We start from the raw sequence: 20,838 nt of genomic DNA on the forward strand, positions 1-20,838 counted from the left end.
AAAAGTGCCGCGAGCGCTCAGAACTTGCGTGCCTTGGCGATAACTTCATAAGCGCTCCTGATTTGCTGGGTTTTTTCGGTGGCTAGTTTGACCATTTCCTCGGGCAAGCCGTTGGCGACCAATTTGTCGGGATGGTGCTGGCTCATCAGCCTCCGGTAAGCACGCCTGATTTCTTGGTCGCTGGCCGACGGGGTGATGCCCAGAACGGCATAGGCATCGGCGGCCGACGGTCGGCGCGCGCCCGCGGCTCGTTCTCGGCGCCACTGAGAATACTGGCTCCCCGTGCGGGCGAAGCGCAGTTCCGCTTCCATGCGGGCCTTGATGGCATGAAACTCGAAGCGGGAAAACTGAAGCCGGTCGCAGATTCGGAGCAGCAGCTGTTCCTCCGCTGAATGAAGGACGCCATCGGCATAGGCCGCCTCCAGCTGCAACTCGATAAACAGGCGCAGCAGCGAAGACCGGCGGCGACACTCGCTTCGAAATTGATCCAAAGTGTCATCCAGCGGGAAATCGGCGCGCTTACCTTCGTTAAACAGCCGGATGGCCGTTTTGCGCATGTCCTCCGAAAGCCCCATCCTATCCATGATGGCCCGGGTGGATTTGATTTCGGCTTCCGACACCCGTCCGTCGGCTTTGGCGATGTGCCCCACCACCGAAAAGGTGACGGTGAAAAAGACCATCTGCACGCGACTCTGCGTACCGGGAACGAAATCCGTTTGCAGCAGACCGACATTGCCCATGACCCGGTCGAACTGGTGCCCCAGGGCAGCGCCCAGAATAGCGAATAACGGTCCACCCATGAACAAACCGAACGTCCCGCCGACGACCTTGCCGAGCCAAGTCATGATTGAAAGGGTCTTTTATTCTTGCAGTGAAAGCCACAAAGTTACATGATTGGCGGTTATTCATAAAGCCCACAACGTTGGCGCAGTCCGTGCTTTACGGCCTGCGAAGACGCCGATCGGGTCTTGACCATAGTCCGTTTCAACCACTGTTGCCGAAGAGGAATGATGAACGCCCCGGACACCCTATACGAAAGCTCGCTGAAAAGCTTGAGCCTCCGCGGCCGCGGCAAAGTCCGCGACATTTATGACATCGACGACGATCACATGTTGATCGTCACGACCGACCGCCTGTCCGCGTTCGATTGCATTCTGCCCGATCCCATTCCCGGAAAAGGCCGGGTACTCACCTCGGTTTCCAATTTCTGGTTCGGAAGGCTTAAGCATATCGTCCCCAACCATTTGTCCGGCCTGACGCTGGATCGGGTCATTTCCGATCCCGCCGAACGCGCCCAGGTAGAAGGGCGGGGAATCGTCGTCAAGAAACTCAAGCCCCTTCCGGTGGAAGCCGTCGTACGCGGTTATCTGATCGGCTCGGGCTGGAAGGATTATCAAAAGAACGGAGCGGTTTGCGGTATCGCGCTACCGCCGGGATTGCAGCTTGCGGAGAAACTGCCTGAGGCCATTTTCACACCGTCGACCAAGGCGGAATTCGGCAGCCACGACGAAAATATCAGTTTCGAGAAAACCGTCGAACTGATCGGAAAAGATTTGGCGGAACAAATCAGACGCATCAGCCTTAAGCTTTACACCGAAGCGGCGGCCTACGCCCTCGATCGGGGCATCATCATTGCCGACACCAAATTCGAATTCGGCCTGGATAATGCCGGCCAGCTCTATCTCATCGACGAGGCGCTGACTCCGGATTCGTCCCGTTTCTGGCCGGTGGATCAGTACCGGGTCGGCATCAGCCCGCCCAGCTTCGACAAACAATTCGTACGGGATTATTTGGAAACTCTGTCCTGGAACAAACAGCCTCCCGCTCCTCATTTGCCGCCTGAAGTGATTACCAAAACGGCCGAAAAATATCGGGAAGCGGAGGAACGTCTGACCAAGCCGTAGGTCGTCGCGAAAACGGGTTGACGCAGATAGTGTTGACCCGATAATACCCGACTTGCTTTCAAGAGACAGGGTAGACGATGAAATACCGATCGAATCAGCGCCTCCGCTGGCTGTTGCCGGCAATTTTTTTGTCCGGGCCGCACGTTACCTCAGCCGAATCGCTCGAAGATTTCCAAACCTGGGGCAATGTCACCGCCGTCGGCGGCTTCGGGTTTATTGATCCGAAGTTCAAAAGCTTCCGCTATTGGCTGGAAGGCCAGGGGCGTTTCGGCGAGGATACTTCCCGCTTGTCACAAAGCATGGTGAGGCCCGCGCTGGGTTACGCGCTCAACGACAATGCAAGCGTGTGGCTGGGCTATGCCTGGATTTTCACCGATCGGCCGTTTACCGGGCGGCGCTTCGACGAAAATCGTATCTGGCAGCAATTCCTGTGGACACAGCCTACTTCATTCGGCACTTTCACCAGCCGATCCCGGCTAGAGCAGCGCTTCGCCGAAACCGGCAGCGATGTCGGCTGGCGCTTCCGGCAATTCGTAAAACTTTCGGTCCCGCTCGACTTCGCACCGGACTTCAGCCTGGTGGGCTGGGAAGAGGTGTTTGTCAGAATCAACAAAGCCGACTGGAGCGGGGACGATGGGCTTGATCAGAACCGGCTCTTCGTAGGATTGGGCTACAACTTCAATAAAGAAATCAGGACCGAAATCGGCTACATGAATCAATATATCCGGAGAGCCGAGGCTCCCGACCGAATCAGCCATGTATTGTCGGTCAGCCTCTTTTTGAATTACTGATGTCCGGGCGCGCGGCGTCATTTCAGGAAAAACGATCCGGAAAAATCGCCGCCGCGCCATCCATATCGCCGGTCTCCCGGTACGTCAGGGGTGCTGCATCCGGCTTCAGCAAAGCTCCATCAATTACCCGGCCAAGCGCCAGCACATGATCTCCGGCCGGGCATCCTCCGGTTAACTCGCACTCGAACCAGGCTAGGGCATCCATCAATAGCGGCGTACCGTCGCGCCCTTTGCGCCAGGCCACCGAAGCGAGTTTATCGATGCTGGCCGGACTTCCGAAATGTCTCGCCACATCCATCTGCTCCCGGCTCAGCACGTTCACAGAAAACGATTTCCCTTGCTTGAGCAGTTCATAGGAGGAATGACGGGGATTGATGCTCAACGCCAAAAGCAAAGGGTCGAAGGATACGGGCATGACCCAGGCCGCCGTAAAAGCGTTGTAGCGGTCATCGGCGGCGACACCGATCACGTAGACACCACAAGTGATTCGTCTGAATAAATCCGCTATGGCTTGGCTCATGATTCTCTCTTTGCCCCCGTGGCTTATCGCGGCTCTATAATAGCGTCATCTTGGCTTTAGACTACCGCAGCATGAGCAAGCTCACTCATTTCAACGAATCGGGCGCCGCCCATATGGTCGACGTCGGCGGCAAGCCGGCCACGCAACGGGTGGCGATCGCCGAAGGTTATATCGAGATGCGTTCCGAAACCCTGGCGTTGATCCTGCAAGGCGGCCACAAGAAAGGCGATGTGCTGGGGATCGCTCGTATCGCCGGCATCATGGCCAGCAAGAAGACCTCGGAGCTGATCCCGCTATGCCATCCGATCGCGATCACAAGTGTGGACGTGATCCTCGAACCGGAGCCGGAACGCCACCGTGTGCGCTGCGAAGCCACGGTCAAAACCGTCGGGCAAACCGGAGTCGAAATGGAAGCGCTGACCGCGGTGCAAGTGGCGCTCCTCACCATCTACGACATGTGCAAGGCGGTGGATCGCGGAATGACGATTCAGTCGGTTCGCCTGCTCGAGAAAGCGGGCGGAAAATCCGGGCACTGGCAGCGAGAAAAAGGCTAGGCGCGAGCCGAGAACTCTTTCTGCGAAAATGCAGGAAGAGAACTCGATCAAACGCCCTCGTCGCTCGGATTACGGTGCTTTCCTTTCGAGCACCAAGAAACTGTAGCTCAGGCCGCTGTCCGGATCGTCCGTCACGTCGAGGCGCTCAATTTCAGACCATTCCTTCCATTCGAATTCCGGAAAGAAGGTATCTCCCACGAACTCGCGGTGAATGAGCGTGAGATAAAGCCGATCCGCCTTCGGCAATAATGTCTCATACAAAGATGAACCGCCGATGACCATGACTTCGTCGGCGTCCGCCTCGCCGAGTGCATCCCTCAGCGTATGCACCACCACACAGCCCGGTGCGACGTACGCCCGATCGGAAGTAAGCACGATATTTTTCCGGCCCGGTAGCGGCCGACCGATGGACTCGTGAGTCCGGCGACCCATGACCAAAGGCTTTCCCATGGTGATCTGTTTGAAACGCTTGAGGTCCGCGGACAAATGCCAGGGCATCCGGTTATCCACGCCGATCACCCGGTTTTCGCCCATGGCGACGATAAGAGAAATTTTCATCACTCAGCTTTTCTCCGCTGTGCCGATCGCGGTCATCGGCTCTTCCCCTCTTAGCTGCTTGAGCGTCGGGTAATCCACATACCCTTTGGCGCCACCGCCGTAGTAAGTCGATTCATCCGGCGGGTTCAGCTCGGCATTCTGTCGAAAGCGCTCCGGGAGGTCGGGATTGGCGATGAACAAGCGTCCGAACGCCACCAAATCCGCCCGCCCTTCCTCAAGACACGCGACAGCCTTGCGGTAATCGTATCCGCCGCAAACGATCAGCGTACCGCTGTATTTGGCGCGGATCAGCTTCATCATCGCCGGTCCCCGCGGATCAAACGACGGGGAGGCAGGATCGCGGGCCATTTCTGGCTCGACAATGTGAAGATAAGCGAGATTGAAGCGGTTTAACTGTTCCGCGACGTGACGGAAAAGCGCTTCCGGGTCGTCATCACCCATATCGTTGAAACTGCCCAGCGGCGACAAACGGACACCGACACGCTGCGGTCCCCATACCCGACAGACGGCCGCCACCACTTCCATTAGCAGCCGGGCGCGGTTTTCCACCGGTCCGCCGTACTCATCGGTGCGGTGGTTGGAACTTGTGTTGAGAAATTGGTCCAACAGGTAGCCGTTGGCGGCGTGGATCTCGACGCCATCCAAACCTGCGTGGAGGGCATTGCTCGCACCGTGCGCATATTGCTTCACGATATAGGGCATTTCCTCGATAGCCATCGCTCTGGGAGTGACGAACGGAACCATTTCGCCTTCCCCTCGCTCGTTGACGATGAAGGCCGTACCCGATGGCCGAATCGCTGAAGGCGCGACCGGAAGCTGCCCATCCGGCTGCAAGGCAGGGTGAGAAATGCGGCCCACGTGCCATAGCTGCATAAAAATAAGGCCGCCGGCTCGATGTACGGCTTCCGCAACCGAACGCCAACCGACGACCTGATCCGGCCTATGTATGCCGGGCGTCCACGCGTATCCTTGGCCTTGCTGCGAGACTTGCGTAGCCTCGGAAATGATGAGCCCTGCGGATGCGCGTTGGGCATAGTAAAGTGCGTTCAGATCGGTGGGAACATTTCCGGGCTGCCCGGCCCGCGAACGCGTCAGCGGCGCCATGACCATGCGGTTCTTCAGTGTATAAGGCCCTAATGCGTAAGGTTCGAAGATTGGGTTGTTCATGGTTCGCCCCCGGTCTGGCTACGGTTCGAAGAATGAGCACAAAGGGCGATCGCGGTGGGGAACATATAGGCGCTTTCCGGTGTCAACTCTGTCTCAGTTGGTTATTCGCTCTATTCGACTTCGGTACGTACAAAATGGTCGCGGTCTTTTTCTGACAAATGACTTGGGTTAGCATTGATTTAGATCGGACAGAAATTTCCTGAAAAAGCTTATGTGTTACGCGCAAAAAAAGGATGCGGCGTTCGGCTTCACCGATCAGCATCTCCCTTCAGGCAGTCACCTCTGCTACATCTACACCGATGAAGAAGAGCATTCCCGCACGATGGCGCAATTCGTGGAGAGCGGTCTGGTATCCGGAGAAAAGGTCGCCTATCTGGCGGATGTGTCATCGGGCGACGAACTCGAACAGTATATCGCTAGACTGGGCATTAATTTACCCGAGCATCTCCGGCCGGGCCAGTTCATTTTGAGCCAAGCTGAAAAGACGTATTGCCCCGACGGGGCCTTTCTGCCGGAACGGATGATCGACACCTGGCGGTCGATGTATCGGCAGAGTATCGATGAAGGCTTTTTGGGAATACGCGCCACTGGTGAAACCGGCTGGACCAGCAACGAGCATCCTGGGCTGGAGCGGTGGTTCGAATACGAGTCGATGCTCAACATCGTTGTAAACGAGGTCCCTTTTAGCAGCATCATTTGCCAGTACGATGCCAACCGACTGGGCGGTGCCAATCTGTACGAAATTCTAAGGGTGCATCCTCTGATGATCGTTCAGGGGCAAATTCTACACAACCCCTATTACGAAGCACCCGAGCAATATCTGTCCCGGCTCCGGGCTTCAAGATGATCGTTACCCTTAGCGCACGGCCTTTTTTTCGGCTTTGCCTTGCATACTCCGCGCTCCTGCCTGAGCTTGAGTTGGCTCCATCATCCACCTGAAGGTGGAAACAGCGTTATGACGAGTCCGGTAACGGTCGTTCTTCAGCCGCAGCCCGAAATATTGGGGAAACTGCTGATCGTGCAACAAACGCTCGGGATTTTGTCCGCAAGGGAAGAGCAGGCCGCTTTCCTTTGCCGCGCATTGCGTGACATCCCCGGGGTCGAGAATGTCCACTTTTGCTTTTGTGGATCATTCGTATCCGAACAGCGGAAAGGTGCCGGCCTCTCTACGTGCGATCATTGTACGAACACCACACCGTCCATTGGACTTAAACGCTGTGGCGCCATTCCCGATGCCGGGCATGAGTGTATCCCGTTGCGCACGAACACGACGCTGTTCGGCTTTCTCATCCTCAGAATCGCAAACCTGCAGGCGTTCACGCCTTATGCTCCCTATATCCTCAACACCGCCAATTTCGTGGCGACTTTAATGGAGAAACGGGAAACCAAGGAACGGTTGGAGCAGGTGCTAGATGATCTGGAGAATCAAGTCGCCGCTCGTACTGCCGATTTGTTGGAAAAGAACGCCCGACTGGAGGCGGAAATCCAGCGGCGGGAAGCGGCCGAGTCGGCGCTGCATGAAGCGTACGAGCAGTTGGAAAGGAGAATCGAAGAACGTACCGCAGCCCTAAAATTCAGTGAAGAACGTCTCCAAAGCATTATCACTACCGCCGTCGATGGGATCATCACCACGGACAGCGGCGGCTACATCGAGCTTTTCAACGCCGCTGCGGAAAGGCTATTCGGCTATACCGCTGCTGAAGTTATCGGGAAAAACATTCGAATTCTCATGCCGTCGCCAGACCGCGAACGCCATGACAGTTTCATCGAACGTTATCTAGCCACGGGCACGAAGACCATCATCTGCATCCGTCGGGATGTCGATGTACTACACAAAAACGGCTCTATTTTTCCGGCCGAACTTACCGTCAGCGAGATGCAGATCGGCGGGCAAACAAAGTTCACAGGAATCATACGCGATATTACCGAGCGCAAGTGGGCCGAGACGGCGCTTAGGGAGAGCGAAGCGCGATTCCGCGCCATGGCCGAGACGGTGCCGGATATCCTGTTTACCAGCGATTCGAGCGGGTTTATCGACTATATCAGCCCCCGATTCTATGAGTATTCGGGCTTACCGCCGGATTCGAAAAGCACCGAATGGGTTGCGGCCATACATCCGGATGACGAAGAGCGCACTAGGCTGCAATGGCAGCATGCGGTGACAACGGGTGAGCCGTTCCGAACCAAGTATCGTCTTCGCTCGACCGACGGATCCTACCAATGGTTTCAGGTTCGCGCTCGCCCGATTCGTGATGCGAGCAGTCGCATCACCAAGTGGTTCGGAATCTGCTCCGACATCGACGAACTCGTCCGGGTTCAGGATGCCTTGGAAGAAGCCGATCGGCGCAAGAACGAATTCCTGGCAATGCTATCCCACGAATTGCGTAATCCCTTGGCTCCCATTCGCAATGCGGTTCAGGTGATGGGACTGCTGAATCTGACCGATTCGCGATTGCTGTGGGTTAAAGACATGATCGATCGCCAGGTCAAACATTTGGTTCATTTGGTCGATGATCTCCTGGATGTATCGCGCATCACCCGCGGCAAGATTACGCTCAAGAACGAACCTATCGAACTGTCCGTCCTCATCGACCGGGCAGTCGAAGCTACCGAAGCCATTATCGATTCCCAACAGCATCGACTTTCTATCTCATCTCCCGAGGAACCGGTGTTGCTGAGAGGGGATGCGGTCAGGCTGGTTCAGGTAGTTACCAATCTCTTGAATAATGCGGCCAAATACACGCCTCACGGCGGCCACATTCAGCTAACGGCGATCCCAAATGCACGGGAACTCATATTGTCTGTAAAGGACAACGGTATCGGCATTTCGCCCGAACTCCTGCCGCACGTATTTGATCTATTTACGCAGGCCGAACGCTCATTGGACCGGTCTCAAGGTGGGCTCGGTATCGGGTTGACTCTGGTGCGGAAATTGGTCGAAATGCACGGTGGAAGCATCGAGGCCCTGAGCGGCGGTCCGGGGAAAGGGAGCGAGTTCGTAGTTAGATTGCCGCTGTCAGACAACACCGTGATGAATGCTCGGCAGGAAATGACGCCTGAACAGCCTGGAAACCGAACGGCGCCCGGCGGCCGAGTGCGGAACTAAATCGATTCGTTTTCGCCTGCTGCGCGTGCCGCCGCGTCGGAACGTTCAAACCGCCACTTCGGCCGGTATGTGGGGATGGGGATCATAGCCCTCCACTTCGAAATCTTCGATTCGATATCCGAATATATCGGCTGCCTTGCGTTTGATGTGCAACCGGGGAAATGGACGCGGCTGTCGCTCTACCTGAAGCTGTGCCTGCGGGATATGATTGCGATATAGATGCACGTCGCAACCGAACCAAACGATCTCTCCAGGCGTATACCCGCAATGATCGGCGAGCAGATGGGTCAACAAGGCTAGATTGGCGACATTCCAACCCAGCCCCAGATAGGCATCCGCCGAACGCTGCATCAAGGCTCCCGACAAAGTGTTCGTAGCCTGGCTAACAAAGAATTGATAGGTTTTGTGGCAGGGTGGAAGCGCCATCTCGTCCAACTGGGCCACGTTCCAACCCTCGAAAAGCAGCCGGCGTGAGGTCGGATCGTTCTTCAGTCCATCGACCAATAGCTGCACCTGGTCGATCTCTTTCCCATCGTAATCCCGCCAACGGCGCCATTGATGCCCATACACCGGCCCGAGGTCGCCCCAGCGGGCGGCGAATTCATCGTCGCTCAAGATACGGCGTTCAAAATCCTCTTGGCTTATCGATTCACCCGTCGCAGTTCGGTATTTTTTTAAGGGCCAATCCGTCCAGATACGCACGTTCTGTTCGAGAAGCTCCCGGATATTCCGACCGCCCGACAACATCCACAAAAGCTCCTTGAACGCCGTCTTCCAAAAAATCTGCTTGGTCGTGAACAGCGGGAATCCCGCCGCGAGGTCGAATCGCATCGTATAGCCGAACAGAGCGCGCGTCCCGACCCCGGTTCGATCGATTCGCTCATCCCCTTCGGTTATCAGTTTTCGAAGTAAAGTGAGATATTGCTCTTCGGGATGGGACATTATGGCTGGCGTTTTCGTTGTTTAAGCCGATCTTCCGTTTCGTTCGGTGCTTCGATTTCAGGACTCATCAGTCCTCAGGCCAGAGGCTATCGGACGGCGGTAGGCCAAAACGAGAAGCAGCATACCCAGGATGATCATGGGAAAGCTCAACACCTGCCCCATGGTGAGCCAGCCGAAGGCCAGGTAACCGATGTGAGCGTCCGGTAGACGAACGAACTCGACCATGAAGCGGAACATGCCATAGAGGAGCAGAAACAAGCCGCTTACCGCCATTGTCGGCGGCGACCGACGGCTGAAAAAGTGTAGTGCCACGAAAAGAACGATACCTTCCAGAAAGGCTTCATAGAGCTGGGAAGGATGGCGCGGCTCCGGGCCGGCATCCGGAAATACCATCGCCCAAGGCACATCAGTTGGTTTTCCCCAAAGCTCGCCATTGATGAAATTCCCGATGCGGCCCGTAAAAAGTCCAATCGGCACGTACCGCGCGATAAAATCGGTCACCGCAAAAAACGAGCTTTTCTGCTTTCGAGCAAAGATCCACATTGCCGCTAACGCTCCCAACAATCCGCCGTGGAAGGCCATACCGCCTTCCCATACTCTAAACAGCATTAAAGGGTCTTGAGTGAATGCCGGAAAGTTATAGAAGAGCATATATCCCACCCGGCCGCCGATCACCAGCCCAAGAGCGGTATAAAAGATGAGATCCTCCACCTGAGCTGGGGTCCACGGGAAACCGGGTTCTTTGGCTCTTTGGCGAGCCAGCCACCATGCACCGCCGATACCGATGACATACATCAGCCCGTACCAATGAATTTTCAAAGGACCGATGCTAATAGCCACTGGATCGATAGAGGGATATGGCAACATTTGGCTGTCTCTCCGCAGATGGGGTCCGGATAAAGCGTGCTTTAGAGCTCGAGAAGGTGCGATCGAGGCTTATCGGAAGATTATAACTGGTAGAAGTATACCGTGATCGTAGGTCATCGGTGCGGTGGAAAAGCGAGGTAACTCGTTTCTATGTTCCACGTGGAACAAACTGTTTAACTCGGACGGATCAAGCTCCCTCGAATGATGTTTCCGAGGCTCTAATGAGTAATTGCAGTATCCCAAAAAAAAGGCTCCTGGTTAGGAGCCTTTTCGAACCGCCGAAGGGTTCCGATCTCTAGCCAGTAAGACGATCCGCATCAAACGTCCAAGTTCGCGACTTCCAGCGCGTTCTTCTCGATAAAATCGCGTCGTGGCTCGACCTGATCGCCCATGAGCGTCGAAAAGACCTCGTCGGCCGCTATCGCATCCTCGATCTTCACCTGAAGCAAACGGCGAGTATTCGAATCCAATGTCGTCTCCCAAAGCTGCTCGGGATTCATCTCGCCAAGTCCTTTATAACGCTGGATATGTTGACCTCTCTTCGCTTCCGTCATCATCCACTGGAAGGCTTCCTTAAAGTTCCGCACGCGCTCCCGTTTGTCGTCACTGGCGATAAACGAATTTTCACCAAATAGTCCGTCCACTTTCTGACCGAACGTGGTGAGACGCTTGTAATCGCCGCCGCTGAAAAATCCTGCGCCGATATCGAAGGTCTTGTGAACGCCGTGCAGCCGCTTGCTGACATGCGCCCTAAACCCGTCGGCCTGATTCGCAAAATCCAGATCTATAGTAAAGCTTGCACTGCGATCGCGGGCATTCAACCGTGCGACCAAACCGGCAAACCACGCCTCGCACGCCGCGCGATCAGCAATCGTCGCGGCGTCCAAAACCGGATATTCAACTAGAAGATTGAGCAAACTCTCGTCATAGCGATGGGCGAGGCGCTCGATCAGGGCCTGAACATTCAGGTATTCCCTCGCGAGCTGCTCCAACCCCTGCCCTTGTATTGGGGGTGTCGTTTCATCGATATGCAGACGGGTCTTTTCGAGCGCCAATTGCAATAAATAGTTATCGAGCTCCGTATCGTCCTTTACATACTGCTCCTGTTTGCCTTTCTTGACCTTGTAGAGCGGGGGTTGAGCGATGTAGATATGGCCGCGCTCGATCAGTTCCGGCATTTGACGATAGAAGAAAGTTAAAAGAAGCGTCCGTATGTGAGATCCGTCGATGTCAGCATCCGTCATGATGATGATGCGATGATAACGCAGCTTGTTCGGGTCATATTCCTCCCGCCCGATGCCGCAACCCAGCGCAGTGATCAGGGTACCGACCTCCTCCGAAGAGAGCATTTTGTCGAACCGTGCCCGCTCCACATTGAGAATCTTGCCCTTGAGCGGAAGTATCGCCTGCGTGCGGCGGTCTCGACCCTGCTTGGCCGAGCCACCCGCAGAGTCGCCCTCGACGATGAACAGTTCCGACAAAGTCGGATCGCGCTCCTGGCAGTCGGCCAGCTTGCCGGGAAGTCCCGCGATATCCAGCGCAGTTTTCCTTCGCGTCATTTCCCTGGCTTTACGAGCCGCCTCCCGCGCACGAGCGGCATCGATCATCTTATTTGCGATCAGGCGGGCGACCGGCGGATTTTCCAGCAGAAATTCCTGAAACTTTTCACCCATGGCCGATTCGACCACTGGCTTGACCTCAGACGAGACGAGCTTGTCCTTAGTCTGGGACGAAAACTTGGGATCTGGAACCTTTACCGAGAGTACCGCCGTCAACCCTTCCCGCGCATCGTCGCCCGAGGTGGCGATCTTCTGCTTTTTCAGCAAGCCTTGATCTTCGATGTATTGATTGAGGGTCCGCGTAAGCGCTGCGCGGAAGCCCGCGAGATGGGTCCCGCCGTCTCGCTGCGGGATGTTGTTAGTGAAACAGAAAATGTTTTCCTGGTACGAGTCGTTCCATTGCATGGCGACCTCGACCCCGGTACCGTCCTTTTCCGTTTGGAAGTAGAACACCTTATCGAAAAGCGGCGTCTTGTTCTTGTTGAGATGTTCGACAAAGGCGCGTATACCGCCCTCGAACTCGAAGACATCGCTCTTCCCCGTACGCTCGTCCTCCAGAGAAATCCGAACTCCGGAATTCAGGAACGACAGTTCACGGAGGCGCTTGGCCAGAACTTCGTAATGAAACTCGATATTGGTGAAAATGATGGGGCTGGGCTTGAAGCGGATGGTCGTGCCGGTCCCGTTCGCATCGCCGACAGCGGACAGCGGAGCCTGCGGCACGCCGTCACGATACTCCTGTCGGTAACGCTTGCCCCCGCGCTGAATTTCCAGGACCAGATGCTCAGACAATGCGTTTACGACGGATACGCCGACACCGTGAAGCCCACCGGAAACTTTATAGGCATTGTCGTCGAATTTTCCTCCGGCATGCAGGACGGTCATGATAACCTCGGCGGCAGAGCGTCCCTCTTCTTCGTGGATGTCGACGGGAATTCCTCGGCCATCGTCCGTCACGGTCACCGATTCGTCGCTGTGGACGATAACTCGGACCGTCTTGCAGTGGCCGGCCAAGGCTTCGTCGATCGAATTATCCACGACCTCGAATACCATATGGTGAAGCCCCGAACCGTCATCGGTATCGCCGATGTACATACCAGGGCGTTTGCGGACGGCATCAAGACCTTTCAGGACCTTAATGGCGGAGCTGTCATAATCTTTCGCGAGTTTGGTCATGCTCATTTCTTAATTCACGCTTGCTTTACTTGCCCATGTTCCACGTGGAACACAGCGGCGTCGTTGATGGCCTCTTTGATCATTTCCTCCGTGGTGGCGGTAATGAAAAACTGGGTGCGCCGCTCCTTCAAAAAACCGAGAAGTCTATTCTTGTTGTTTTCGTCCAATTCGGACGCCACGTCATCAACCAGCACGCACGCACTCATGCCGGCGCTCTCTTCCATCAGAAGGGACTGGGCCAGCAAAAGCGCGTAAACCAAAAGTTTCATTTGACCGCGGGAGAGATACGCTTTTGCCGAACGACCGTCCAGCACGACGGAGAAATCGGCTTTGTGGGGACCCGATTGGGTATGTCCGAGGCGAATGTCCGAGGCGACATCCTCCTGCAATGCCGCTTCCAGAGTCTTGTTCCTGTTCCACCCCGATTGCACGTGCAAATCAAGCTTAACGCCCGCAAAAAACTGCGCGACAGCTTGAAAAAAATAGGGCATAAGCCTCTCCGTATAGCGTTCGCGCGCACCATGTATTATTGTACCGTACCGCGCAAGCTCCCGGTTCCATAGCTCAATGTCGCGAAGTCGCCTTTCCCGCAGCAGGATATTGCGCTGGCTCAACGCCTTGGCGTAGCGTCGCCAGCAATCGAGATACGACTCTTCAAAGTGAAACACTCCCCAGTCGAGAAATTGGCGGCGATGCTTCGGAGCGCCCTCCAATAAAGCGCCGCTCGAAGGCTGAATGACGAGGACCGGAAATGTACGGATCAGTTCGGCACTGGATTGGATCTTCCTGCCCGAAAGATGGATCTCCCGCTCATCGCGAGCGATGCGAATTCCGATCGGAATCGTGTGGCCGGTATCGCTCGTAACTTTTCCGGTCACCATTAATCCGCTTCGCCCAAAGCGGATCGCCTGACTGATTTGGGGCGTACGAAACGAACGCGCTCGCCCCAACAAATAAACCGCCTCGAGCAAGGAAGTCTTTCCGCTGGCATTGGGTCCGATGATGAAGTTGAGGCGCGGGGATGGCTCTAGCGCAGCGGATTCAATGTTGCGTACATCATGGGCCTCAATCTTGACCAGACTCATACGCGTCCTCGCTCATCCACGACTTGAGGCACGGACCAGCCCGTAATCCCGCCATATCCGGCTAGCGAAAAATGCCCCACGCTACAGACGCATGGGCATAACGATGAATTTGAACTGCGTATCCTCGCAATCCTCGATTAGGCAGCTGTTGGCACTCTCGGTGAACGACAATTTAACGTTATCGGAATCCACGTTGTTGATAGCGTCCAAAAGATAAGACGCATTGAAACCGACCGAAATATCCTTGCCTTCCAGTTCGACGGCGAACCTTTCTTCCGCTTCTTCATGCTCAGGATTCTGCGCCTTGAGGCACATATTGCCGTCTTCGCTCACTTCCATGCTAACGCCCCGGTACTTCTCGTTCGACAATACCGAGACGCGCGTCAAAGCCCCTTTGAAAGCAGCCTTGTCTACCAAAATGACTCGCGTCAGCTCGCGCGGCATGACACGCTGATAGTCGGGAAATCTCCCTTCGATCAGCTTGGCCGCAAAGCTGACCGTCCCCAAATCGACACGCAGATTGTTCGGTGCAATTTGAACTGTTACCGGTTCCTCGCCTTCGCCCAACAACCGATTCAATTCCAGAACGCCTTTTCTCGGAACGATGATCTGCCGGCCTTCCTCCGGACCACTTTCCAGCGACTGCTCAAAAAAAGCGAGACGGTGTCCGTCGGAAGAAACCGCCCGCAGCACTTGGCCGCCCAAATCCAGCAATAATCCGTTCAGATAATAACGGACATCCTGTTGCGCCATAGCAAAGAGGGTCTTTTCGAGCGCGCGTCTCAAGCAATTGCGCGGAATGGAGACCTCTATCTCCGGTGTTCCCGCATCGAATTCCGGATAGTTTTCCGCGGGTAGAGTACTCAGGTTGAATCGGCTGGACCCGCACTGGATAACGAATTTCTCCTGCCGGCAATCGATGTTCACCACGCTTTTTTCCGGTAAAAGGCGGCAAATATCCAAGAACTTACGCGCCGGCACCGTAACCGAACCCGAATCGCTGCCTTCAACCACGGCCTTGGTGACCAACTGCACTTCCAAATCCGTGCCCGTCAACTCCAAAGCCTCATCGGACAGCTTCAAAAGAACGTTGGACAGAATGGGCAAGGTTTGGCGTCGCTCGATGACGCCGACAACCTGTTGCAAGGGCGTCAGCAAATTCTCCCGGCTTATGGTGAACTTCATAGTAAGGTCATATGTTGATGCGGAACTCGTTGAACGAAAAAAGCCGACTTCTCAAACTGCCGATCCATCAAGTCTAGTTCGATAATGTGCGCATGAGATTCGAGTAGTCTTCGGCGAATTTGCTGTCGCTTTCCTTTAACTCCTGAACCTTGCGGCAGGCGTGCAAGACCGTGGTGTGGTCCCGTCCGCCGAACTGCTGCCCGATTTCCGGCAAGCTGTGATTGGTCAGCTCTTTGGCCAATGCCATGGCTATCTGACGAGGACGCGTCACCGAGCGGGTGCGTTTGTTGGCCAAGAGATCGGCCACCCGGATCTTGTAGTATTCCGCAACCGTCTTCTGGATGTTCTCAACGTTGATCATCCGGTCCTGAAGCGCGATTAAATCGCGCAAGGCCTCTTTCGCAAACTCCAGCGTAATCGGCTTACCGGTGAAGTGAGCATTGGCGATGACGCGCCGCAAAGCGCCTTCCAGTTCGCGAATGTTCGAGCGAATTCGCTTACCGATGAAGAAAGCCACTTCCGGCGACAGATCGGCGCCGGCGTGCTGCGCTTTGCTCATCAGGATGGCCACGCGGGTTTCCAGATCCGGCGGCTCGATGGCTACCGGAAGCCCCCACCCGAAACGCGACTTTAACCGTTCCTCTAGGCCTTTGATTTCCTTGGGATAGCGGTCGCAGGTCAGGACCACCTGATGCTTGTTTTCCAGAAGGCTGTTAAATGTGTGAAAGAACTCCTCCTGGGAGCGTTCCTTGCCGGCAAAAAACTGAATATCGTCGATCAACAAGGCATCGACCGTCCGGTAATACTCCTTGAAGGCGCCGATCGCATTATGCTGCAAGGCCTTGACCATGTCGGAAACGAAGCGCTCCGAATGCAAATAGACGATGTTTGCCGAGGAGTTCGCCCTTAGAATTTCATTTCCGATAGCGTGCATAAGATGGGTCTTCCCCAGACCCACACCGCCGTAAATAAAGAGGGGGTTGTAGGCCCGTCCGACGTTCTGCGCCACTTGAATCGACGCGGCCTTGGCCAGCTGGTTGGATTTGCCCTCGACGAAATTATCGAAGGTAAAAGCCGTGTTGAGATTGTTGGGAAGGCCTTTCTTGACGCTGGCCGGCCTCTTGATCGCCGGCGCGACGGGAGACGCTTCTTGCTGCTTTCGCGTGCCGATTTCCAGAACGACATGGGGTGGCGGCTGGATCTTCTGGTCAGATAGAACTTCTTCGATCTTGCCGATAAAATGCTGCTTTACCCAATCGAGCACAAAGCGGTTGGGAGCCAAGAGCTTCAACTCCGAACCATTTTCGACGGCTTGCAGGGGCCTGATCCAGGTATTGAACTGCTGCGGGGGCAATTCTCCTTCCAGCTTGCTCATGCACTGATTCCACAGCGCGCTCATTGTGCAGCTCCCTTATTGTGCTCGAGGAATAGGACATAAGGCATAGGCGATAAATGCGTGAGCGCTTTAACGGAATTCAGTATCATACCGCAACAGCCGACTTATCCACAGCATTGACACCGTATCGCCTGTGAATTAGCATGCACAGCTTTGTATTTTCTTTGCGGAATTCAACAGGTACACCATGAAAAGAACCTATCAGCCCAGCAAGATAAAGCGTGTCCGGACCCACGGCTTTCGTGCGCGCATGAAAACCCGTGGCGGACGTTTGGTTTTGAGTGCGCGCCGCGCGAAAGGTCGTAAACGGCTTACCGTCTGACGTTTGGCGTCGCCTAGCTACGGCTTCCCCCGAACGCGCCGCTTAAGTACCGCCGCCGATTTCCAGCGCGTTTTCGAGCAGCCCTGCAAGTCCGCAGACCAATACTTAACCGTGCTCGCGCGAACCAACGGTAGGGATTATCCGCGCCTCGGGTTGGCTATCGCCAGACGACAAATCCGTAACGCCGCCGATCGCAACCGCATCAAGCGCCTCATCCGCGAAAGCTTCCGCCTGCAGCAGTCGCTGCTCGGCGGAGTCGATTTTGTGGTAATGGCGCGCAGCGCCGCAATTCAGGCAGACCATGACACAATCCGAAGCTCATTGCATAAGCACTGGGAAAACCTGGTGAGGCGATGCAAGCCATCTTGGTCTTCCTCATCAAACTCTATCAGTACCTGATTAGCCCTTGGGTGGGGCAGCATTGCCGTTTCCACCCGACATGCTCCAGCTATGCCCTGACCGCCATCCAGCGGTTCGGATCTCTGCGGGGCTCCTATCTTGCCGCAAGGCGACTGCTGAGATGCCACCCTTGGCACAAAGGCGGTATTGATCCCGTCCCAGAACAATTCGGAAAATAAGAATGGATAATTTAAGGTTCGTTCTCTTCGTCTTCTTTATATTTCTCAGCTTCATGCTGTGGCAGCAATGGCAGCTGGATTACGGGCCTAAGCCCGAGCCCACGGCGCAATCCGGGTCGACTACGCCGGACGTCGCAGGTGACGTACCCGAGTCAGCTCGCGACGTCGACGACGTCGCCAAGACGCCTGAACTGTCCGCTGCTCCGGGCGTCGAGCGTCAGCGCGTCACCGTCACCACGGATGTCATACGAGCAGAGATCGACACCAAGGGCGGCGACCTGCGCATACTCGATCTGCTCGAGTATCCCCAGAGCAAGGACCAGCCCGACCAGCCAGTACGGCTGCTCAACGATGAGAACAACTTTTTCATCGCGCAGAGCGGATTCCTGGGAGAACAGGCCCTGTCGCCCACCCATCACAGCACATGGCAAGCTGAAGCCAATATCTACACGCTGGCGGAAGGCCAAGACACCCTCCGCATACCTTTCACGTGGACCAATGACAAAGGAATCAAGATTATCAAGACCTTGGTCTTCACCAAAGGCAGCTATCTGATCGAACTGGAGCAGCAGGTCAACAATCAATCCGGAGCCGAATGGAAAGGGCGTCAATACGTTCAGTTGCAGCGGAAGAATCCCGAAAGCAAGGATCAGGACGCTTTCGTCCGGACCTATACCGGCGGCGTACTATACACTCCGGAAGAAAAGTACGAAAAGATCACGTTCGACGACATGGCGGATTCGAACCTGAATCGGAAAGCCAAAGACGGCTGGATCGCCATGATTCAGCATTACTTCCTGGCGGCGTGGATTCCGCTGGCCGGCGAAGAGCATAGTTTTTACACCAAAGCCCTCTCCGACAATCATTTCGTCATCGGAACCTATTCGCCCATGCTCGAGGTCAAACCGGGCGAAGAGAAAGTCTTCAAGGCTAATTTGTTCGCCGGCCCCAAACTCCAGCGAGTGTTGGAGCAAACGGCACCGGGCCTGGACCTGACGGTGGATTACGGCGGGCTGACCATTGTCGCCAAACCCATTTTCTGGCTCCTGGAACAGTTCCACAAAATTTTCAACAATTGGGGATGGGCGATCGTGTTCGTCACCATCACGCTCAAGGCCCTGTTCTATAAGCTGTCGCAAGCCAGCTATCGCTCCATGGCCAGAATGCGGAAGCTCCAGCCGAAGCTTCAACAGCTGAAGGAGCGTCATGCCGACGACAAGCAGAAGTTCAACATGGCGATGATGGAGCTGTATCGGAAGGAAAAGGTCAACCCGCTGGGCGGCTGTTTGCCGATCCTGGTCCAGATCCCCGTGTTCATCGCCCTGTATTGGGTTCTCATCGAAAGCGTGGAAATGCGTCAGGCGCCGTTCGCCCTTTGGCTGAACGACCTGTCCGCCAAGGACCCCTATTTCATTCTTCCGCTGATCATGGGCGTCTCCATGTTCATCCAGCAGAAGCTCAATCCGCCACCGGCCGATCCGGTACAAGCCAAGGTGATGCAGTTCTTCCCGGTCATATTCACCGGCTTCTTCGCCTTTTTCCCGTCCGGACTCGTGCTCTACTGGGTGGTCAACAACATTCTGTCCATCCTCCAGCAGTGGCATATCACCCGGCAGATCGAAAGGAACGTACACGCCTAGCGCGATCTCTCGCGCGGCAGGGCTGGCTCCGCACCCCTGCCGCGCACCTTTCGCCTTGCGACGATGCGATACGCCGGCTTCTCTGCTTTGATCCGGAACGAATGCTTGTTCCGGAATCCACCCCATGAACACATTATCTCGCGACACCATAGGCGCCATTGCCACGCCTCCCGGCCGGGGCGGCATCGGCGTAATCCGCATCTCCGGCAACGCTGTCCCCACACTGATGCGCGCGCTGCTACGCAAAGAACTTGAGCCGCGCTACGCCCACTACGGTCATTTCTATGATTTGGATGGTTCGGTCCTCGATACCGGATTAGCCCTGTACTTTCCGTCACCCCATTCTTTTACTGGCGAAGACGTCCTCGAGTTGCACGCGCACGGCGGTCCGGTCGTCCTCGATTTGCTGCTGCGTCGCGTCCTGGCCTCAGGCGTTCGGCTGGCGCGCCCGGGAGAATTCACCGAACGGGCGTTCCTCAACGACAGGATCGACCTTGCCCAGGCGGAGGCCATCGCCGATTTGATCGAAAGCACCACAGAGCAGGCCGCCCGGTCCGCGCAGCGCTCTCTCCAGGGCGAGTTCTCGATCCGCATCCACCAACTCGTCGAAGCCCTGATCGAACTGAGGCAGTACGTGGAAGCGTCGATCGACTTCGTCGACGAAGACATCGATTTCCTGTCCGAAGGCCGTATTGCCGAAAAGCTCGCAGACCTCTCGGCGACGCTCCGGCATATCCGCCATTCCGCCCAACAGGGCTGTCTATTGCGCGAAGGCATGACCGTTGTCATCGCCGGCCGCCCCAATGCCGGAAAATCCAGCCTACTCAACCGATTGGCGGGACGTGAAGCCGCCATCGTCACCGAAATCGCAGGTACCACCCGCGATACCTTGCGAGAACATATCCAGATCGACGGCATGCCCCTGCACGTGGTGGACACCGCCGGTCTGCGGGAGAGCGAGGATATTGTCGAACGCGAAGGCATAAGGCGGGCCCGAGACGAAATTCACAAGGCCGACCGGATATTGCTGTTGATCGATGATCGCACTCCGGAAGAAGGGGAAGCCCTGCTCCAGAGCCTGCCCGCAGACATCCCGCTCACCCGCGTCTACAACAAGATCGATCTCACCGGAAAACCGGCCGGTTTCATCGAAGAACGGAAAGGTCCCGCCGTGTATCTATCCGCCAAGACCGGCGAAGGCCTCGAACATCTTCGTAAACACCTCAAAGCCTCGATGGGCTACGACAGTGAGGCGAACGATGTTTTCATCGCCCGCCGCCGCCATCTCGATGCGCTAAGCCGTGCCGAAAGCCTCATCGAGAACGCCGAAACGCAACTCCAAATCCGCGCCGCCGAACTCCTCGCCGAAGACCTTCGCGAAGCTCAAAACGCCTTATCGGAAATCACCGGCGAATTCACGAACGAAGACCTTTTAGGCCGGATTTTCGCCAGTTTTTGCATTGGCAAGTAGCGGGCTGTCGAGTTCGC

General features: G+C 55.8%; 21 protein-coding genes. 10 read left to right on the plus strand and 11 right to left on the minus strand.

Annotated elements, in window-relative coordinates:
* Positions 1-17 precede the first annotated feature (17 nt).
* Positions 18-845, minus strand: coding sequence for a co-chaperone DjlA (gene djlA, locus B2A78_RS01800; protein ID WP_077728200.1), 828 nt, complete (start codon positions 843-845; stop codon positions 18-20).
* 165 nt (positions 846-1,010) lie between these two features.
* Here djlA and B2A78_RS01805 point away from each other — a divergent pair, with 165 nt between their 5' ends.
* Both B2A78_RS01805 and B2A78_RS01810 read left to right on the plus strand, forming a co-directional pair.
* Positions 1,011-1,904: a phosphoribosylaminoimidazolesuccinocarboxamide synthase gene (locus B2A78_RS01805; RefSeq protein WP_077728343.1), complete on the plus strand. Its 894-nt coding sequence runs from the start codon at positions 1,011-1,013 to the stop codon at positions 1,902-1,904.
* A 77-nt stretch (positions 1,905-1,981) separates the two neighbouring features.
* Positions 1,982-2,695 (plus strand): DUF2490 domain-containing protein, encoded by a 714-nt coding sequence (locus B2A78_RS01810; RefSeq protein WP_077728201.1) that lies wholly within the window; start codon positions 1,982-1,984, stop codon positions 2,693-2,695.
* A gap of 22 nt (positions 2,696-2,717) precedes the next feature.
* Here B2A78_RS01810 and B2A78_RS01815 read toward each other — a convergent pair whose 3' ends face one another.
* Positions 2,718-3,215 (minus strand): flavin reductase family protein, encoded by a 498-nt coding sequence (locus tag B2A78_RS01815; RefSeq protein WP_077728202.1) that lies wholly within the window; start codon positions 3,213-3,215, stop codon positions 2,718-2,720.
* Positions 3,216-3,286: 71 nt separating this feature from the next.
* Here B2A78_RS01815 and moaC point away from each other — a divergent pair, with 71 nt between their 5' ends.
* A complete protein-coding gene (gene moaC, locus B2A78_RS01820) occupies positions 3,287-3,769 on the plus strand; it encodes a cyclic pyranopterin monophosphate synthase MoaC (protein ID WP_077728203.1) in 483 nt (160 codons plus the stop codon).
* A gap of 69 nt (positions 3,770-3,838) precedes the next feature.
* Here the strand turns inward: moaC and B2A78_RS01825 are convergent, their stop codons facing one another.
* On the minus strand, positions 3,839-4,327 hold the full coding sequence (locus B2A78_RS01825; RefSeq protein ID WP_077728204.1) for a dihydrofolate reductase: 489 nt from the start codon (positions 4,325-4,327) through the stop codon (positions 3,839-3,841).
* 3 nt (positions 4,328-4,330) lie between these two features.
* Positions 4,331-5,494, minus strand: coding sequence for an alkene reductase (locus B2A78_RS01830; protein ID WP_077728205.1), 1,164 nt, complete (start codon positions 5,492-5,494; stop codon positions 4,331-4,333).
* Positions 5,495-5,705: 211 nt separating this feature from the next.
* On the opposite strand from B2A78_RS01830, the gene B2A78_RS01835 reads away from it, so the two are divergent.
* Positions 5,706-6,341 carry an MEDS domain-containing protein gene (locus B2A78_RS01835; RefSeq protein ID WP_077728206.1) on the plus strand — a complete coding sequence of 212 codons (636 nt, stop codon included), beginning with the start codon at positions 5,706-5,708 and terminating at the stop codon, positions 6,339-6,341.
* A 9-nt stretch (positions 6,342-6,350) separates the two neighbouring features.
* Here the strand turns inward: B2A78_RS01835 and B2A78_RS25935 are convergent, their stop codons facing one another.
* The gene (locus B2A78_RS25935) at positions 6,351-6,608 is read right to left on the minus strand and encodes a hypothetical protein (protein ID WP_168175318.1); all 258 of its coding nucleotides are present in this window, start codon (positions 6,606-6,608) and stop codon (positions 6,351-6,353) included.
* Between the two features lie 141 nt (positions 6,609-6,749).
* Between B2A78_RS25935 and B2A78_RS01840 the strand changes: the two genes are divergently transcribed.
* Positions 6,750-8,600 carry a PAS domain S-box protein gene (locus B2A78_RS01840; RefSeq protein WP_168175319.1) on the plus strand — a complete coding sequence of 617 codons (1,851 nt, stop codon included), beginning with the start codon at positions 6,750-6,752 and terminating at the stop codon, positions 8,598-8,600.
* Between the two features lie 45 nt (positions 8,601-8,645).
* Here B2A78_RS01840 and thyA read toward each other — a convergent pair whose 3' ends face one another.
* The 6 genes from thyA to dnaA form a co-directional block, all read right to left on the minus strand.
* Positions 8,646-9,542, minus strand: coding sequence for a thymidylate synthase (gene thyA, locus B2A78_RS01845; protein WP_077728208.1), 897 nt, complete (start codon positions 9,540-9,542; stop codon positions 8,646-8,648).
* A 57-nt stretch (positions 9,543-9,599) separates the two neighbouring features.
* A complete protein-coding gene (lgt, locus tag B2A78_RS01850) occupies positions 9,600-10,409 on the minus strand; it encodes a prolipoprotein diacylglyceryl transferase (protein WP_077728209.1) in 810 nt (269 codons plus the stop codon).
* A gap of 317 nt (positions 10,410-10,726) precedes the next feature.
* Positions 10,727-13,144 (minus strand): DNA topoisomerase (ATP-hydrolyzing) subunit B, encoded by a 2,418-nt coding sequence (gene gyrB / locus B2A78_RS01855; protein WP_077728344.1) that lies wholly within the window; start codon positions 13,142-13,144, stop codon positions 10,727-10,729.
* Positions 13,145-13,158: 14 nt separating this feature from the next.
* A complete protein-coding gene (gene recF / locus B2A78_RS01860) occupies positions 13,159-14,229 on the minus strand; it encodes a DNA replication/repair protein RecF (RefSeq protein ID WP_077728210.1) in 1,071 nt (356 codons plus the stop codon).
* Positions 14,230-14,310: 81 nt separating this feature from the next.
* Positions 14,311-15,414 carry a DNA polymerase III subunit beta gene (dnaN, locus tag B2A78_RS01865; protein WP_077728211.1) on the minus strand — a complete coding sequence of 368 codons (1,104 nt, stop codon included), beginning with the start codon at positions 15,412-15,414 and terminating at the stop codon, positions 14,311-14,313.
* 73 nt (positions 15,415-15,487) lie between these two features.
* Complete coding sequence (gene dnaA, locus B2A78_RS01870) at positions 15,488-16,813, minus strand: chromosomal replication initiator protein DnaA (protein ID WP_077728212.1); 1,326 nt, start codon at positions 16,811-16,813, stop codon at positions 15,488-15,490.
* 184 nt (positions 16,814-16,997) lie between these two features.
* Here dnaA and rpmH point away from each other — a divergent pair, with 184 nt between their 5' ends.
* The 5 genes from rpmH (at position 16,998) to mnmE (ending at position 20,821) form a co-directional block, all read left to right on the plus strand.
* The gene (rpmH, locus tag B2A78_RS01875; protein ID WP_077728213.1) at positions 16,998-17,132 is read left to right on the plus strand and encodes a 50S ribosomal protein L34; all 135 of its coding nucleotides are present in this window, start codon (positions 16,998-17,000) and stop codon (positions 17,130-17,132) included.
* 3 nt (positions 17,133-17,135) lie between these two features.
* Positions 17,136-17,531 carry a ribonuclease P protein component gene (gene rnpA, locus B2A78_RS01880; RefSeq protein ID WP_077728214.1) on the plus strand — a complete coding sequence of 132 codons (396 nt, stop codon included), beginning with the start codon at positions 17,136-17,138 and terminating at the stop codon, positions 17,529-17,531.
* Positions 17,486-17,710: a membrane protein insertion efficiency factor YidD gene (yidD, locus tag B2A78_RS01885; protein WP_077728215.1), complete on the plus strand. Its 225-nt coding sequence runs from the start codon at positions 17,486-17,488 to the stop codon at positions 17,708-17,710. The genes rnpA and yidD overlap by 46 nt, the downstream gene beginning before the upstream one ends.
* A gap of 2 nt (positions 17,711-17,712) precedes the next feature.
* Entirely contained in the window at positions 17,713-19,350 is a 1,638-nt protein-coding gene (yidC, locus tag B2A78_RS01890) for a membrane protein insertase YidC (RefSeq protein WP_077728216.1), read from the plus strand.
* A 124-nt stretch (positions 19,351-19,474) separates the two neighbouring features.
* Entirely contained in the window at positions 19,475-20,821 is a 1,347-nt protein-coding gene (gene mnmE / locus B2A78_RS01895) for a tRNA uridine-5-carboxymethylaminomethyl(34) synthesis GTPase MnmE (RefSeq protein ID WP_077728217.1), read from the plus strand.
* Positions 20,822-20,838 lie beyond the last annotated feature (17 nt).

The sequence above is a fragment of the Methylocaldum sp. 14B genome (genome assembly GCF_002005105.1).
Classification (GTDB): domain Bacteria; phylum Pseudomonadota; class Gammaproteobacteria; order Methylococcales; family Methylococcaceae; genus Methylocaldum.